The following is a 14,999-nucleotide window of genomic DNA, read 5'->3' on the forward strand; positions in this document are numbered from 1 at the left end:
GATTATTTTGCGAGTAATTGCTCGATTTTTAAACTCGCATTGGGCAGCGCCTGTGCTGTGGCGTGTGACCCAATATCTGCACGGGTTTAGGGGTTTGATGGAGCAACGATCTGAACAATTGCTCGCTTTTTGGAAGGCAACAAGGAACCCCGGCTATTTCCGGGCTCGCGACTTTTCGGGCGGACGCTCCACGATCCCCAGATATCCGAACAAAGCGCGGCCGACACGGCTTTCCAGGTCGCGGCGATCCGATTCACCGCGCTCCCCCGCACCATCGACGATGGCGCGAATGACGGCGATCAGGTCTTCGGTCGTGACATCCATGTTTGACTGCAGCGGAATATCCTCGCGACCCAGAATCTGTTTCATTACGTCGTGAAAGGCGGCCTTCGACGCGGCCAGTTCTTTCGCAATCGCGGGGCGGTTTTCCTCGAAGTCGAGCGCGCGTGCAAGAGCCGGACGGCGCAGTTGCTGGTGGACCGCGACGGCGACCAGATGCTTTAGTGCTTTCTGGCCGGTGGGTTCGTGCAATGCATCTTTGGCATCGGCAAAGAACACGGCTCCTTCCCGCTTGCTAAGGGAAACGATCAGCGCGTCCTTGTTTGGGAAGTATTGATAGAGCGTGCCGACGCTGACGCCCGCGCGCTGCGCGACGAGATTGGTATTCAGCCCGTCGAGTCCCTTGGTCTCAAGGATGAGGGCTGCTGCCTCGAGAATCGTAGCAACCGTTTGTTCTGCGCGCGATTGCTGTGGAATCTTGCGCGGCTTAAGTGAATGGCGCTTTTTTGTCGTCACCACGAGATCCGTCAAAAAGCGAGCAATCGCTCGGACCTTATAGCTTAACGGATGATTCGCCAGACCGCCGCGAACACAGTTCGCGGCGGCGCCATCGCATCACTACAAAGCTCCGGTCAAGACCGGACTCGAGGTTCAGCGCGATCAGACCTGCGCGGCCCATGCCACAGCGTCAGCGCCGGCAGGAATGCGCAACGGGCACGATGGGTCATTTGCCGCACGCCAGACCGCTTCGGCCACATCCAGCGAATGCGTGACCACGGAGGAGTCAGCCCATCGCGCGAAGACCCCCTGTGCAATCTCGGCGTACGCCTCGTGGATGCCACCTGCCATCCGCGGACGGCCGTTTTCAGCGAAGCGGGTCTCGGGGGCACGCCCCGGCAGCACCAGGCGCGCTCGCACATTGAAGGGCTCGAGTTCCAGCGCAAGAGATTCGGTAAATGCGTTCACGGCCGCCTTGCTGGCGGTGTACACGGAGAGCAGATGGAGCGGCCTCAAGGTCACGCTCGACGTCACATTGACGACGACGCCGTCCTTACGCTCGCGAAACTGAGGCAGCACTGCCTGGGTCATCGCTATCGTGCCGAGCGTGTTGGTTTCGAAGATCTCGCGCGCGATCTCCATCGACGTACCTTCGAGCGCGTTCAGCATGCCAATCCCCGCGTTATTGACGAGTACGTCGATCGGCCCAGCCGCATCCACAGCCGCGCGGATGCTGGCCGGATCAGTGACATCGAGCGCGAGCACGCGCAGGTTCGCAGAACGCGGCAGCACGTCCTCGCGCGGCGTGCGCATCGTGGCGATGACCTGCCAATCGCGAACGAGAAAGTAACGAGCGGTCTCGAGGCCGAATCCGGACGAGCATCCGGTGATCAGGACGGTTTTCATGGTGACTCCGTTGGTGGGTTGCCGTACCCACACGATAAGTCGCCACACCCGGACTTGCTACAATCGAGCGTCCATTTTGCATTTGCAGGAGTCCGGTTATGGTCGACCCGCTCGCGGAAGTCGTCACACTGCTTCAGCCGACCGCCAGTTTCTCGAAAGTTGTCAGTTGCGCCGGCCCTTGGCGTGTTCGCCGCTCGGACACGGGGCAGCCCTTCTATTGTTCGATCCTCGAGGGCTCCTGCCGCCTCGAGGTGGACGGGCATGAGCCAGTAATCCTCCAGACGAACGACTTTGCACTGATCCCGGCGGCGTACGACTTCGCGATGACGAGCCTCGAGCCGCCGTCGCCCAGGCACTCGGACAAGTCGCCGGTGATGCTCGCCGATGGCAGTTTCCGGGTCGGTGTTCAGGAGGGTCCGCCTGATGTGGTGGTGCTCGTGGGCCACTGCGTCGCCGGTTCGCCGGATGCGGCCCTGCTGGTGTCGCTGCTGCCGAAACTCATTCACGTCCGAGGTGAGAAAAGGCTCGCCACGCTCGTGCAACTTGTGCGAGACGAGACGCGCGCGCAGCGGCCCGCACGGGATGTCGTCCTCGCGCGGCTGCTGGAGGTTCTTTTCATCGAGGCGCTTCGATCGTCGGGAACAGCGGCATCGCCCGGCCTGGTGCGTGGACTAAGCGACCCGCGCCTCGCCGCCGCGATACGGCAGATGCACGAACGTCCAACAGAAACCTGGACTGTTGCACAACTGGCAAAAGAGGCCGCCCTCTCGCGCTCGGCGTTCTTCGAGCGGTTCAGCCGCGCCGTGGGCGTCGCACCCATGGAATACCTGCTGTCGTGGCGTATGGCCTTAGCCAAGAACCTGCTGCTACGCGAAGAGTGCAGTGTGACAGAGGTCGCAGGGCGCGTCGGCTACAGCTCCGCCAGCACGTTCAGCGTCGCATTCACCCGCCACGTCGGATTGCCGCCAACGCGGTATGCTCGGGACCGGAGACTCGTCAGCGCGCAGCCGTGAATCCGGATCGTCCAGGCTGCGAATTTGAAACCCTGCAAGGAGTACGACATGAGTTCAGCTTCACTCACGACCGGCATCGATCACGTAGGTCTTACCGTCAAGGATCTCGGCCTCACCAGCGCGTTTTTTATCGACTGCCTTGGCTGGAAAAAGATAGGCGAAAAGCCGGACTATCCTGCCGTGTTCGTCTCGGATGGCCACATCATGCTGACCTTGTGGCAACTCAAGAACACCGAATCCGAGGTCGCCTTCGACAGAAAGTCCAACGTCGGGCTGCATCACCTCGCAATACGCGCCGCGGATGAAAGCGCATTCAACGAGATATTCGAGCGTGTGTCGAAATGGCCAGGCGTCAAGGTGGAGTTTTCGCCCGAGTTGCTCGGCAAGGGGCCGAAGCGCCACATGATGATTTACGAGCCGAGCGGCATCCGCATCGAGTTCGACCTGAATCCGCCCAAGTAAGCACTCGTCAGCCATCCTGAACATCGTCTATGGGCCGGGCGCGGCTGTTCACCGCGCCCGGCGCTGAGGTGTTCGCGCGACGCGCAATTCCGATGGATCGAGGAAAAAATCCCGGTTGTCCGCCAGGCGCTCGATCATGAAGTCGATGAAGGTTTTCACGCGCAGCGGCTGTTCGGTTCGATGTCCGTAATAGATATGGATCATGCCGTAGTCCGCAATGTGCTGCGTCAGCAACGGAACGAGCCGGCCGCTTCGGATGTGAGCCGTAGCGTTGAAGGTGGCCAGCTGTCCGATGCCAAGCCCCGATAGCACAGCATGCGTTTCCATTTCTGTGTCGTTCACACAGACGACACAGGGCACGTCGCGATAGACAACCTCATCGCCGATCCGGAACTGCCACTGCGCAAGCTTGCCGGTGTTCGCGCGACGATAGCCGGTGCAACGATGCTGAGCCAGTTCCTCGATGGTCCGCGGCACGCCGTTACGCTCGATGTATTCCGGCGACGCGCAGACAATCAGATGGATCGGCATGAGCCGGCGCGCAATCGATCCGCCCGACGGTGGCGGCCCCGCCCGAAATCCCACGTCGGAACGTTCGGTCACGAGATCCGTGAAGTGATCGTCGAACTGCACTTCGAGTTGCACGTTCGGATAAAGCTGCTGGAATGCCTCGAAGCAAGGCCACAGCAGCGGAAGTCCGAGCGATCGCGGTGCGCTCACGCGCAGCAGACCGCCGACCTCCTCTTTCGAGCGCCGCGCCTCGTCGAGCGCGGAGTGCAGAGTGGCAAGCGCCGGCTTCACGCTGTCGAAAAGCCGCTGGCCCTCCTCGGTCAGGCTCAGCTTGCGGGTCGTCCGGTGGAACAGCCGCACCCCCAACTCCTTCTCCAGTTGCATCACCGCGTGGCTCGCAGCCTGAGGCGAGATGCCCTGATCGACCGCGGCGCGTCGCAGGCTGCCGAGCGCCGCGGCGCGCACGAAAGTGGTGATCGCACGAATTTCGTTCATGATCGCGCCCAGATTAGCAAATTTTAGTTGATTATGAGTCTAGCAATTGACGGCTAGTTTGTGTCAATCGTGACGCCTACCATGGCATCACCTCATCCGAGGCCACCCATCCGTAGGAGAGACATCATGGCAAGTACCCGGCAAGGCGATTTCAAGCGCGTATGGTTCATTACCGGTGCGTCGCGCGGTATCGGCGCGCTGATCGCCGAAGCGGCGCTCGCGGACGGCAACGCAGTCGTGGCAGCGGGACGCAACGTCGCGGCCATCGTCGAGCGGCTGGGCGAATCGGCCGCCTTGCTGCCGGTGGCGCTGGACGTGACGGATGAGACGCAGGCCCGAGCGGCGGTGCAACAGGCGGTGGAGAAATTCGGCCGCGTCGATGTGCTGGTCAATAACGCCGGCTTCGGCCTGCTGGGCGCAGTAGAAGAGTCTGCTGACAAGGACGTCCGCCGGATGTACGACACCAACGTATTCGGCCTGCTGAACGTGACGCGCGCTGTACTGCCGACGCTGCGCGCTCAACGCTCGGGCCATGTGATCAATATCTCGTCGATTGGCGGCTACCGCGGCTCGGCGGGATTCGGCGTGTATTCGTCGACGAAGTTCGCTGTCGAAGGCATCACCGAAGCGTTGCATGCCGAATTGAAACCGCTCGGGATTCACGCGACGGTCGTCGAGCCCGGTTATTTCCGCACGGACTTTCTGGATGGATCCTCGCTGGTCGTGGCGCCTGAGGTGATTGCCGACTATGACGCGAGCGCAGGCGCCGTGCGCCGCAAAGCCCAGGAGATGAATCACAACCAGCCGGGCGATCCGAACAAGCTGGCGGCTGCGATGATCAAACTCGTTGATGCACCTACGCCACCGCTGCGTCTTCCGCTTGGTACTGACACGCTTGCTGCTATCGCTGCGAAGAACGCTTATGTTACGCAGGAAACGGAGACGTGGAAGGCGTTGTCGGCATCGACGGACTTTGCTGCTTGAGTCGGGAAAAAACAGGAGCGCGGCGATTCGACATCCGCGCCTGAATCGTCGACAATCAACCCCGATCCAGGACCATCGGGGAAAGTGACATGAGCATTCGGGACGCGCGATCGAGCGATGCGAAAGAAATTTGCATCTTGAGTTGCCAGTTCGGCTGGACTGCTTCCGAGGAAGACATCAAGACCCGGCTTGAGGTCATATTGCCCAGATCGGATCACAAGATTCTTGTCTATGAAAATGACGCCGGAGAAGTCCTTGGATGGATTCATGCTCGCGTCGACATCATCATCTCCAGTGGAAAATATGGAGAGATTTTGGCTTTCGTGGTGCGTGAGGGTTCGAGAGGCGTCGGCACTGGCCGCGAACTCCTTACAAGCGCCGAGCATTGGATCAAAAGCCACGAATACAACGCTACATCGATTGTCATACGCTGCAACAACGAGCGAAAGCGCACCCACGAGTTTTATACGCGCAACGGCTATAGCATTACGATGATTGGCCTTAGAAAGCAGATCGGCAACTGAGCCAGCCCGCCTAAAACTCGTCCCATGACGGCTGTTCTCCATAAGCCTCAGCCAAGTAATCCATGAACCGCCTCACCTTCGAAGGCACATAGCGCGCAGTCGGATAAACCGCGTGGATCGTCAATTCGGGCGCCTTATATCCGGGCAAGAGTTCCACCAGTCGCTTCGTGCGGATATGCGGTCCGAACACGAACGTAGGCCCATACGCAATGCCGATACCTGCCAGCGTCGACGCCAGCAGCATCTGCATGTTGTTCGCCTGCATCCGGTACGGCCCGTCGATCGCATGTTGGCGGCCTGCTTCATCTATCAGTGCCCACTCAGGTATCGACACCGCCTCGTTGAAGGCCAGACGAGGCGCGTCACGCAGATCTTCGGGCGTTTTCGGCACACCCTCACGTTCGAGAAACGCAGGTGCCGCGCACAGGACCATCCTGCACGGCGCAAGACGCCGCGCGACCAGCTGCGAATCGGGCAACCGGCCGATGCGGATCGCGACATCGACTCCATCGTTCTGCAGATCAACGTAGCGATCATCAAGCGAAACCTCGATGTTCACCTGCGGATGGTTCTCGAGGTAACGCGCCACCACGTCGCCCATATGCAGTTCGCCAAAAGTAACCGGCGCGGCAACGCGCAACGTGCCGCGTGCAGTGCTGTGGGCATCGCTCGCCTCGCTGTTGGCGTCGTCGAGTTCTTCGAGTATCCGCTTGCAGCGGACGTAATAACTACGTCCGGCATCCGTGAGACTAAGGCTGCGCGTACTTCGCTGCAGCAACCGGACGTTCAGATCGGCCTCGAGCGCACTCAGATACTTCCCTGCCATGGAGGCCGACAGTCCAAACCGTCTGCCGGCTGCCACCAGGCTGCCCTCGTCCACCGCGGCAACGAATACGCCAATGCTCGCAAAACGGTCCATAGCTCGCTCATTCGATAGTTTTACGACAGGTTGATGATAGGAAATACCGGATTATCTCGCCAAACGATCCAATCTACTATGCATTCACGGTCCGGAAACGGAAATCGAATCGCTTGAACATCAGAGGAGCGGCGCCATGAAAATCGCATCAAACGGCATTCATATCGAGGTCAACGATCAGGGCAGCGGCACACCCGCTATTCTCTTTCTGCATTACTGGGGCGGCTCGTCACGCACCTGGAACGACGTGATTGCCGCGCTACCGAACTCATACCGGACAGTCGCGCTCGATCACCGCGGCTGGGGAAACTCGGACGCTCCGGCTAACGGCTACGCACTCGCTGATTTCGCCGATGACGCACAAGGGGTAATCGAGTCGCTGAATCTGGGCAAGTTCGTGCTGGTAGGTCATTCGATGGGCGGCAAGATCGCACAATTGCTGGCGGCGCGCCGTCCCGAAGGACTGGCGGGATTGGTGATGGTCGCGCCCTCCCCGCCGGTTCCACTTGTGCTTCCCGCTGAAGTGCGGGCGCAGATGGAAGTGGCCTACGAATCGCGCGCGTCGGTCGAGATGTCGATCGACCACATGCTCACGGCGAAGACGCTAAGCCCGGCGCATCGTGAGCAGGTGATTGAAGACAGTTTGCGTGGTGCCCCGCAGGCCAAAGCAGCGTGGCCGCTCCATGCGAGCCATGAAGACATTACACGCGAGGTTGCGACGATCAATGCTCCTGCGATCGTTATCGCTGGCGAACTGGATCGGGTGGACAGCGTGGAAACGCTTCAGACGAAACTGCTTCCCCATATTCCACATGCTCGCATGCATGTCGTGCCAGGCACCGGCCACTTGTCGCCGCTCGAATCGCCGGTTGAGGTCGCCAGGCTTGTCGAGAATTTCGTCGAGTCGCTTGAATTGACGACCTCGTAAGCGAAGCAATGTTTGAAATGCGCGGGGAAAGCCGCGTTGCCACTACCTTCCCCGCGTGCTCGCCTATAAAATGACGCTCCCCTGCAAAAGCCCCTCCACGGAGCAACATGACTAACGTACGACTCAGCCGCGCCACCCCGGCCGACGCAGCCGATCTGATCGCCGCCAACGTTGCGAGCCAGGCTCACCATTTGCCATGGGTTGCATCCTTCACCGATCAGGCCGGTTTCGACACCTGGTTTGCGCGTGGCCTCACCGGACCCAACGTTGGCCTGATCGCGCGTGAAGCAGCGTCGCATCAGGTAGTGGGCATCATCAATCTCAACGAGATCGTCATGGGCGCTTTCCGGAGCGCCTATCTCGGCTACTATGGAATGCTTAGCTTCGCCCGCACGGGCCTGATGACCGAGGCGCTCCGCGCGGCCGCATGCTATGCGTTCAACGATCTTGGTTTGCACAGGCTGGAGGCCAACATTCAGCCGGACAATCTCGCATCGATTGCGCTAGTGCGCCGCGTGGGTTTCAAGCAGGAAGGCTTCTCGCCGCGCTATCTTCGCATCAACGGGGAATGGCGCGACCACGAACGCTGGGCACTGCTTGCCGACACGGCGGACTAAGCATGCCCCACACACGGCGCCATCGCGCGGACCTTTTAGAACCGGTGGCGCATCCCCACTCCCACCACAATTTGCTCATCGGTCGAAGACATCGCCTGACCGCTTACATCGGCCGTTAATCCCGAGCCGTCGCTGTCGATATGCTGATAGCTCGCCTGCAAATACAGGTCCGTACGCTTGGACAGAAAATAATCGGTCATCACCGATACCTCATGCCACTTCGGATGATGCTCGCCGCTCGCCGTAGAGAGCGCCGCGTCCGTGTAGGTGTATTCGCCGATCAGTTTGAGCGCTGGGCTTAGCGTATAACTCGCGTTCACTTCATAGTTGTTAAAGCTCGCACCCTGGCCATTCTGCGTGAGGCCGAGGCTATTGGCCCCGTTGATCGTATCCAGGCCACCCAGTTGCGTGCGCGTCCAGACGAAGCCGAACCTTGCTGCGCCGAGCGCATAGTTTGCCCCTGCGCCATAAGTACGCTGCTGCGCGGCTATAAACGTCCGATCAGTCAAGGTTATCGCACCGCCGGTATTGCTACCGCCACCGTTGTTCGCCTGCAAATAACCCGCACCGAGACTCAACGGACCCGCGTCATAGGCTGCGCCGAAGCTGTACAAACGATTGTCGTCGAAGCCGCCAGCCTCATCCGAGAACCCATACAGTGCTCCAAAGCGCAGCCCCTCGTATGAGTTGCTGGCGAACTTCACCGAGTTATTCACGCGAAACGAGTTATTCAGGTTGTCGTTATCGAACGGATGTGCAGACAGATTGTTGCCGCCAGGATGCACACCGGTGAAGCTGAGCGGGGCTAGATAGTCCACCACCGAGTCGTACTGGCGTCCCAACGTGACCGTGCCGAAGCGGTTGTTCGACAGCCCCGCAAGCGCCTGATAACCAAACTCGCGACCGCCTTGCCGAGCCGTTCCATTCATTACACTGAAGCCGTTCTCAAGCTGGAAAATCGCCCGTGTTCCGCCGCCGAGATCTTCGCGCCCGACGAAACCCCAGTGGCTGCCGGTCACATCACCGCTGCCTGCTTGCCAGGCAGAATGCCCATTCTGATTGCTGGCATACAAGAGCCCAGCATCGATCACCCCATAAAGCGTCACGCTCGATTGTGCTTGTGCCCCGCAGGCGTACCCCGCCGCGCATACGGCAATAACAAGAGTCTTCTTCATTTGTGTCCTGAAGTTTTGATTTGACCGTTCGTGCGCACGCCGACGCGACGCCCCTTTCGAGAGCGTGCGTCGATGCGTTGCCGAAGCGGCGTGGTTTGGGGGCTGGCTGGGCCGTGTGGCTAACGGCTGGCGATGCCCGTCTGAGCGGCGAGTCCGTCGATCAGAACCTGATGGTGGCCGCGCGAGCATGGCTCGATACGCGCGGCGACACCGAATACCTGGCTGAGCGTCGCAGGCGTGACGACTTCGGACGGCGGTCCGAAGCACACGATGCGCCCCTCGTGCAACAGCATCGCGCGCTCGCACGCGCGCATCGCTGCGTTAATGTCGTGCAGCACCACCACGGTCACGATGCGGCTCTCACGCGTGACCTCGCGCAGCACCTGCATCACGTGAAACTGGTGGTTGAGATCGAGTGCTGAAAGCGGCTCGTCGAGCAACAACACTTGTGGGTCGCGCACCAATGCCTGAGCAATGCCAACGAGTTGGCGCTGCCCGCCCGACAACTCGTCGAGCGAACGCGCCGCGAGGTTCTCGATGCCGAGCCTGCGCAGAACGCTGTGGGCGTGCGCGAGATCATCCCCATGCGGGGAACGTCCCAGAGAACCGGCATATCCGCGCGTGGCGCGGCACGCCACCAATACGGACTCCAGAACTTGCAGGCGCACTCCGGCGGGCAACGCCTGCGGCAGATACACGACGCTATGCGAGCGGGCACTGGCCGCCGACAACGCGAGCGCCTCGCCATCAAGCGACAGCGAGCCGGCGTGAACGCGCGTAAGCCCGGCTAAAGCACGCAATAGCGTGGACTTGCCGCTGCCATTGGGTCCCAGCAGTGCAGTGATCTGGCCGCGAGGCAGCGGTCCGGCTTCGAGCGCGGTGAGCACCTGGCGCTTGTCGTAGCGCACGCTGAGATCGTGGATGTAGAGGCCACTCATCCCAGTTGTCCCTGCGAGCGCACCACAATGCCGAGAAACAGCGGAATGCCGACCAGCGCCGTGACAATGCCCACCGGAATCAGCACACCGGGGATGATCAGCTTCGAGGCGATGGACGCAAGCGAAAGCGTCAATGCACCGATCAACATGCTGCCGGGCAGATAAAAGCGATGATCTTCGCCGAACAGCGTGCGCGCAATGTGCGGCGCAATCAGCCCCACGAAGCCGATCGTACCGACGAACGACACCGCGAGTGCGGACAGCACCGATACGCGCAGCAGCGTCGACAGGCGCAAGCGCCGCACGTCGATACCGAAGCTGGCCGCGCGGTCTTCGCCAAGACGTAGCGCAGTCAACGTCCAAGCGTTGCGCATCGACAGTGGCAACGCCAGCGCCAACGCTACTGTCAGCACTGAAATCTTGGGCCAGTCCGCGCGCGCCAGCGAACCGAGCGTCCAGAACACGAGACCCTGGAGCGCATCGGCCGAGGCCACGAATTGCATCAACGAGACGAGCGCGTGAAACGCGAACACGAGCGCGATGCCGAGCAGCACGACACCTGCTGTGTTCATGCCGCGCCAGCGTGCCACCGAATCGAGCATCAACGCGGAAAGCAGTGCAAAAATGAATGCATTCGCGGAAATGATCCAGGTTTGCGATACGCCAGGAATAGCGATATCCAGCACGATCGCCAGAGATGCGCCGAACGCAGCCGCAGCCGATACGCCGAGGGTATAGGGGCTCGCGAGCGGATTGTTGAGGATCGTCTGCATCTCCGCACCCGACAACCCCAGCGATGCGCCCACCAGCAGCGCCATCACCGCGTAGGGCAGGCGAATCTGCCAGACGATCACGCTGGTCGCCGGATCAGCTGAGGCCCGTTCGAAAACCGTGTGCAGCAGCGCCATCAACGGCAAGCCGGAGGGCCCGGTGCGCAGGTCGAATAGCAGCGAGCACGCAATCAGCGCGGTGACAGCGAAGAGCCACATGACGCGTCGATGCGTGAGGCGCCGGTAATGCCGCAGGCTGATGTCCTGCGGCATGGTCTGGTGCGGTAGCGTCGCCATGCATTAGCCGCCAGTCGAATGCGACGCAACCGTAGACGCGGCACCCTTCACTCCGTCCACCCAGTACGCGCCATCAGGCGGCACAGCGAGGAAGCGGCGATACAGTTCGGCCTGCGTAGCATTCACGTCGAGGTCCTTGAACTGCTGCGGGTAAAACCACTTCGCAAACGCCTCGATCGCCACGATGTTGTACGGCGAGTCGTAGTAGTTGTGTGAGATGCCGTGCACGTCGCCGTCGTGGATTGCCTTGATCGTATCGAAGCCCGGCCGTGCGACGAGCGTCGCGAGGCTCGCTTGCGCATCGTGCTCGCTCGTCAGTGCGCCGACCCGCAACGATGCGAGGCCCGGCTTGGTGCGGCTGCCAGTGGCGATATACACATCGGGTCGTGCCGCGATGATCTGCTCCATGCTGATGTCGCCGAGCACGCCAGGCACCAGGCCCGCCGCGATGTTGCGTCCGCCTGCGGCCTGGATGAACTCGCCAAAGTTGCCGTTGCCGGCGGTATGGCAGCAACCAGCATCCCACGCGCCAGCTAACAGGTCGATAAAGACCGTGGGCCGCTGCTGCAGTGGAATCTGTTTCACCACGGCCTGCACGCGCGCTAGGTGCTGCTGATAGAACTGCGCATACGCATTCGCCTCCGGCTCGCGGTGCATCACCTTGCCGAGCAGTTCGATGCTGGGCAGCGTGTTCTGCATCGGATGCAAACGGAAGTCGACGAATACGACCGTCGTACCGGTCGCCTCAAGTTGCTTGACGAGCGCGTTATAACGGCTCGGGCCGTGACCCGCGAGACTGAAAATGGCGAGATCGGGTTTGAGGCTCAGCGCCTTCTCATCGCTGATGCTGTCTTCTGTTGCCTTGCCAATCAGCGGAACCTGCCTGATGCCCGGAAATTGCTCGGCGTAAGCGTCGAAGGTCTGCGGATCCATGGTCGGCAGATCGCCTTGCCAGCCGACGATACGCGCCAACGGCTGTTTGCCTTCCAGTAGTGCGACCGCCATCAGCAAACGGCTTTCGCCAAGCAGGATGCGGTGCGGGTTCGCTGGGATGCGGATCGTGCGGCCGGCAAGGTCTGTCACTGTCTGCGCAAACGCTGGGCTTGATATTCCGGGTGCCGAGCTTGTTCCGGGGGGCGGCCTTGTTCCGGGGGCCGGCATTTTTCCGGTTGGGGTCGTCGCAGCATGCGCTGCTCCACCGGCCCCGAGCATGGCGAAACCAACCGCCGCGCACGCCATCATGGCGCGCGCGACCGGGCCAAGGAAGTGAGCCCGTGACTGAAACCGGAAAATCGACATGGTATAGTTCTTGAATGAGAATGATTGCCATTTGCGGACTCCACTTTAGCGGTGCAATGTAATGGCGATGTGTTGAAACAAGGCTGTTTTGTAATGGAATGTGTTGGCGCGGACGCGATCGCGGTGATTGCGTCGTAGATGCGCAGATGTGTAGATGCCCCGCGCCCCGCAAACAAGAACTCACGATGGACCACATACTCGTTGTCGACGACGACCCCAACATTCGCCAACTGCTGCAGGACTACCTGCGCAGCATGGGCTATGGAGCGACCGCCGTCGAAAACGGCGTGCAGATGAAGCAGGTCATCAACACGTCGCACGTCGATCTCGTCGTACTCGATCTGATGCTCGAAGGGGAGGACGGCCTCGATATCACGCGCGATCTGCGGCGCGAACGCGGCGTACCGGTCATTATTCTGAGCGCACGAGGCGGCCTGCTTGACCGCATCCTCGGACTGGAGATGGGCGCCGACGACTACTTGCCGAAGCCCTTCGACCCGCGCGAACTGGTTGCCAAGATCAAGGTGGTGCTGCGCCGCACGCGCAGCGTACCTGGTGAACGGCTCGCCGATACGTCGGCGTTCGTAAGCTTCGCGGGATGGAAGCTCGACACTCGCATGAAGCAGATGTGCTCGCCAGACGGCATGATCGTCTCGCTCGGCGGCTCCGACTATCGCGCACTACGCACGCTGCTCGATCATCCGAACCGGCCGCTCTCGCGCGAGTTTCTGCTCGACCGCGTGTTCGGCAAGGAACGCACGCCGCTCGACCGCTCGATCGACGTATGCATCAGCCGTCTGCGTCAACACCTCAAGGACTCGGCGCGCGGTACCGGACTGATCCGCACCGTGCGTAACGAGGGCTATATGCTTGCGGCCGATGTCACACATGAAGCCTGAAGCGCCTCGATGAGCCACTCACACCGATGAAACTGCGCCTTTGGCCCGATACACTGTACGGACGGCTTGTACTGATTCTGGTGATCGGCATGTTCGCGGGGCAACTCTTCACCAGCACGATCTGGTTCGAGACACATGACAACCGCACGCTTGAAATTCCCGCGCGCCTGTTTGCCAGCCGGCTCGCGGATACCGTGCGTCTGCTTCAGAACGCCCCGGACGATACCGCGCGTGATTCGATCGCGAGGCAACTCGGCGATCAACGCTACCGCTTGCAATGGATCAACGCGCCCGCTGCCGTACCGGTTGACGGGTCGCTCGCCCAGCGCGCCGTTAGCGACCTGATAGCGGGCGTGATCCGCAGGCGCCTCGGTGAAGCCATTGAAGTACATCTGCTTGACGTTCAGTTGCGCGACGATAGGGGGCGCCATAACGGCATCCTCGGCCTGTTCAATTCGCGCATGCCGTCGGGCGATTTTCATCTGCAATTGAAACTGCCGCAGGGTCAGTGGCTCGACGTGCACGCCAACGAAGGACAGGCCGGCATGCAGACCGAGCCCGGCTCGCTGGTGCTCGACTACCTCTTGCGGATCTATCTGGTGCGTCTCACGGCCGTGTTGTTGCTCGCGCTCGTGGCCGTGCGCTTTGCAGTCAAACCGCTAAAGGAACTGGCGAAGGCCGCCGAGGCGTTGGGCCGCAACATCTATCGTCCGCCACTGCCGGTAACGGGTCCGCTGGAGGTGCGAACCGCGGCGCAATCGTTCAACGCGATGCAGGAGCAGCTCACCCGTAGTCTCGCGGAACGCACGCGCTTTTTGACGGCTGTATCGCACGATCTTCGTTCGCCGCTGACAAGGCTGCGGCTGCGCACCGAGATGCTCCCCGACACCGAAGCGCGCGAGCGCTTGCGCGGCGATCTCGACGAGATGGAAGCGATGGTCGGCGCGACACTCGATGCCGTGCAGGGCGTGGAGATTACCGAAGAGCGTCACGAGATCGAGATCAATTCGATGCTGGAAGGCCTGGCAGAGGATGCCCGCGAGGCGGGTCATGAAGTCAGTATCGAAGGTCGTGCGACGCGTCCTTTGTCCGGGTATCCGCGCAATCTGAAACGCTGTTTGCAGAACCTGCTCGACAATGCGATCCGCTATGGCGATAGCGCGAAGATCAGCGTAAGCGACGATGACGCCGTCTTGTGCATCGCCATCAGCGACGAAGGCCCCGGCATCACCGACGAAGCGTTGCTCGAGCGCGTGTTCGAGCCGTACTTCCGCGTGTCGGCGTCGCGTAGCGGGGCAAGCGGCGGAACAGGACTCGGACTGACGATCGCACGCAGCGTTGCGGCCGCACATGGTGGCACACTGACGCTGCGCAACGGCGCGGTTAAGGGACTCGTGGCGACGCTAAGACTGCCGCGTGACGGCCACACGCATGAACTGTCGTGGCGCATCGGCTGAAGCGGCAGGACGCTCCGCTTTGTTGGCCC

At 61.1% G+C, this 14,999-nt stretch carries 16 protein-coding genes; 8 read left to right on the top strand and 8 right to left on the bottom strand.

The window, feature by feature from the left end; genetic code table 11:
- Positions 1 to 153: 153 nt before the first annotated feature.
- Together P3T24_RS30015 and P3T24_RS30020 are read right to left on the bottom strand one after the other, a co-directional pair.
- The gene (locus P3T24_RS30015) at positions 154 to 810 is read right to left on the bottom strand and encodes a TetR/AcrR family transcriptional regulator (RefSeq protein WP_429440283.1); all 657 of its coding nucleotides are present in this window, start codon (positions 808 to 810) and stop codon (positions 154 to 156) included.
- Positions 811 to 939: 129 nt separating this feature from the next.
- Positions 940 to 1,683: an SDR family oxidoreductase gene (locus tag P3T24_RS30020; RefSeq protein ID WP_429440284.1), complete on the bottom strand. Its 744-nt coding sequence runs from the start codon at positions 1,681 to 1,683 to the stop codon at positions 940 to 942.
- Between the two features lie 98 nt (positions 1,684 to 1,781).
- Between P3T24_RS30020 and P3T24_RS30025 the strand changes: the two genes are divergently transcribed.
- Complete coding sequence (locus tag P3T24_RS30025; protein WP_429410606.1) at positions 1,782 to 2,696, top strand: cupin domain-containing protein; 915 nt, start codon at positions 1,782 to 1,784, stop codon at positions 2,694 to 2,696.
- 48 nt (positions 2,697 to 2,744) lie between these two features.
- On the top strand, positions 2,745 to 3,158 hold the full coding sequence (locus P3T24_RS30030; RefSeq protein WP_074267422.1) for a VOC family protein: 414 nt from the start codon (positions 2,745 to 2,747) through the stop codon (positions 3,156 to 3,158).
- Between the two features lie 48 nt (positions 3,159 to 3,206).
- Here the strand turns inward: P3T24_RS30030 and P3T24_RS30035 are convergent, their stop codons facing one another.
- Positions 3,207 to 4,163 (bottom strand): LysR family transcriptional regulator, encoded by a 957-nt coding sequence (locus tag P3T24_RS30035; RefSeq protein WP_074267421.1) that lies wholly within the window; start codon positions 4,161 to 4,163, stop codon positions 3,207 to 3,209.
- Between the two features lie 126 nt (positions 4,164 to 4,289).
- On the opposite strand from P3T24_RS30035, the gene P3T24_RS30040 reads away from it, so the two are divergent.
- Both P3T24_RS30040 and P3T24_RS30045 read left to right on the top strand, forming a co-directional pair.
- Entirely contained in the window at positions 4,290 to 5,147 is an 858-nt protein-coding gene (locus P3T24_RS30040; RefSeq protein ID WP_429410604.1) for an oxidoreductase, read from the top strand.
- Between the two features lie 89 nt (positions 5,148 to 5,236).
- A complete protein-coding gene (locus P3T24_RS30045; RefSeq protein WP_429440285.1) occupies positions 5,237 to 5,671 on the top strand; it encodes an N-acetyltransferase family protein in 435 nt (144 codons plus the stop codon).
- 10 nt (positions 5,672 to 5,681) lie between these two features.
- Here the strand turns inward: P3T24_RS30045 and P3T24_RS30050 are convergent, their stop codons facing one another.
- Positions 5,682 to 6,590 carry a LysR family transcriptional regulator gene (locus P3T24_RS30050; protein WP_429410600.1) on the bottom strand — a complete coding sequence of 303 codons (909 nt, stop codon included), beginning with the start codon at positions 6,588 to 6,590 and terminating at the stop codon, positions 5,682 to 5,684.
- Between the two features lie 136 nt (positions 6,591 to 6,726).
- On the opposite strand from P3T24_RS30050, the gene P3T24_RS30055 reads away from it, so the two are divergent.
- Both P3T24_RS30055 and P3T24_RS30060 read left to right on the top strand, forming a co-directional pair.
- Positions 6,727 to 7,518: an alpha/beta fold hydrolase gene (locus P3T24_RS30055; RefSeq protein ID WP_429410598.1), complete on the top strand. Its 792-nt coding sequence runs from the start codon at positions 6,727 to 6,729 to the stop codon at positions 7,516 to 7,518.
- Between the two features lie 107 nt (positions 7,519 to 7,625).
- The gene (locus P3T24_RS30060; RefSeq protein ID WP_429410596.1) at positions 7,626 to 8,135 is read left to right on the top strand and encodes a GNAT family N-acetyltransferase; all 510 of its coding nucleotides are present in this window, start codon (positions 7,626 to 7,628) and stop codon (positions 8,133 to 8,135) included.
- Positions 8,136 to 8,170: 35 nt separating this feature from the next.
- Here P3T24_RS30060 and P3T24_RS30065 read toward each other — a convergent pair whose 3' ends face one another.
- The 4 genes from P3T24_RS30065 to P3T24_RS30080 form a co-directional block, all read right to left on the bottom strand.
- Entirely contained in the window at positions 8,171 to 9,310 is a 1,140-nt protein-coding gene (locus P3T24_RS30065) for a porin (protein WP_074267415.1), read from the bottom strand.
- A 119-nt stretch (positions 9,311 to 9,429) separates the two neighbouring features.
- A complete protein-coding gene (locus P3T24_RS30070; RefSeq protein WP_429440287.1) occupies positions 9,430 to 10,248 on the bottom strand; it encodes an ABC transporter ATP-binding protein in 819 nt (272 codons plus the stop codon).
- A complete protein-coding gene (locus P3T24_RS30075; RefSeq protein WP_429440288.1) occupies positions 10,245 to 11,315 on the bottom strand; it encodes a FecCD family ABC transporter permease in 1,071 nt (356 codons plus the stop codon). Before P3T24_RS30075 ends, P3T24_RS30070 begins: the two co-directional genes overlap by 4 nt.
- Positions 11,316 to 11,318: 3 nt before the next feature.
- A complete protein-coding gene (locus P3T24_RS30080) occupies positions 11,319 to 12,398 on the bottom strand; it encodes an ABC transporter substrate-binding protein (protein WP_429440290.1) in 1,080 nt (359 codons plus the stop codon).
- Between the two features lie 401 nt (positions 12,399 to 12,799).
- Here P3T24_RS30080 and P3T24_RS30085 point away from each other — a divergent pair, with 401 nt between their 5' ends.
- Together P3T24_RS30085 and P3T24_RS30090 are read left to right on the top strand one after the other, a co-directional pair.
- The gene (locus P3T24_RS30085; protein WP_429440292.1) at positions 12,800 to 13,513 is read left to right on the top strand and encodes a response regulator; all 714 of its coding nucleotides are present in this window, start codon (positions 12,800 to 12,802) and stop codon (positions 13,511 to 13,513) included.
- A gap of 26 nt (positions 13,514 to 13,539) precedes the next feature.
- Entirely contained in the window at positions 13,540 to 14,970 is a 1,431-nt protein-coding gene (locus tag P3T24_RS30090; protein ID WP_429440293.1) for an ATP-binding protein, read from the top strand.
- Positions 14,971 to 14,999 lie beyond the last annotated feature (29 nt).

Source organism: Paraburkholderia sp. GAS33, from assembly GCF_050436645.1.
Classification (GTDB): Bacteria; Pseudomonadota; Gammaproteobacteria; order Burkholderiales; family Burkholderiaceae; genus Paraburkholderia; species Paraburkholderia phenazinium_B.

Bases quoted from the DNA above. Each gene is read 5' to 3' on its own strand.
- P3T24_RS30045 (WP_429440285.1), top strand. From the start codon at position 5,237: ATGAGCATTCGGGACGCGCGATCGAGCGATGCGAAAGAAATTTGCATC.
- P3T24_RS30050 (WP_429410600.1), bottom strand. From the start codon at position 6,590: ATGGACCGTTTTGCGAGCATTGGCGTATTCGTTGCCGCGGTGGACGAG.
- P3T24_RS30090 (WP_429440293.1), top strand. From the start codon at position 13,540: ATGAAACTGCGCCTTTGGCCCGATACACTGTACGGACGGCTTGTACTG.
- P3T24_RS30070 (WP_429440287.1), bottom strand. From the start codon at position 10,248: ATGAGTGGCCTCTACATCCACGATCTCAGCGTGCGCTACGACAAGCGC.
- P3T24_RS30060 (WP_429410596.1), top strand. From the start codon at position 7,626: ATGACTAACGTACGACTCAGCCGCGCCACCCCGGCCGACGCAGCCGAT.
- P3T24_RS30085 (WP_429440292.1), top strand. From the start codon at position 12,800: ATGGACCACATACTCGTTGTCGACGACGACCCCAACATTCGCCAACTG.
- P3T24_RS30030 (WP_074267422.1), top strand. From the start codon at position 2,745: ATGAGTTCAGCTTCACTCACGACCGGCATCGATCACGTAGGTCTTACC.
- P3T24_RS30035 (WP_074267421.1), bottom strand. From the start codon at position 4,163: ATGAACGAAATTCGTGCGATCACCACTTTCGTGCGCGCCGCGGCGCTC.
- P3T24_RS30055 (WP_429410598.1), top strand. From the start codon at position 6,727: ATGAAAATCGCATCAAACGGCATTCATATCGAGGTCAACGATCAGGGC.
- P3T24_RS30040 (WP_429410604.1), top strand. From the start codon at position 4,290: ATGGCAAGTACCCGGCAAGGCGATTTCAAGCGCGTATGGTTCATTACC.
- P3T24_RS30065 (WP_074267415.1), bottom strand. From the start codon at position 9,310: ATGAAGAAGACTCTTGTTATTGCCGTATGCGCGGCGGGGTACGCCTGC.
- P3T24_RS30020 (WP_429440284.1), bottom strand. From the start codon at position 1,683: ATGAAAACCGTCCTGATCACCGGATGCTCGTCCGGATTCGGCCTCGAG.
- P3T24_RS30075 (WP_429440288.1), bottom strand. From the start codon at position 11,315: ATGGCGACGCTACCGCACCAGACCATGCCGCAGGACATCAGCCTGCGG.
- P3T24_RS30025 (WP_429410606.1), top strand. From the start codon at position 1,782: ATGGTCGACCCGCTCGCGGAAGTCGTCACACTGCTTCAGCCGACCGCC.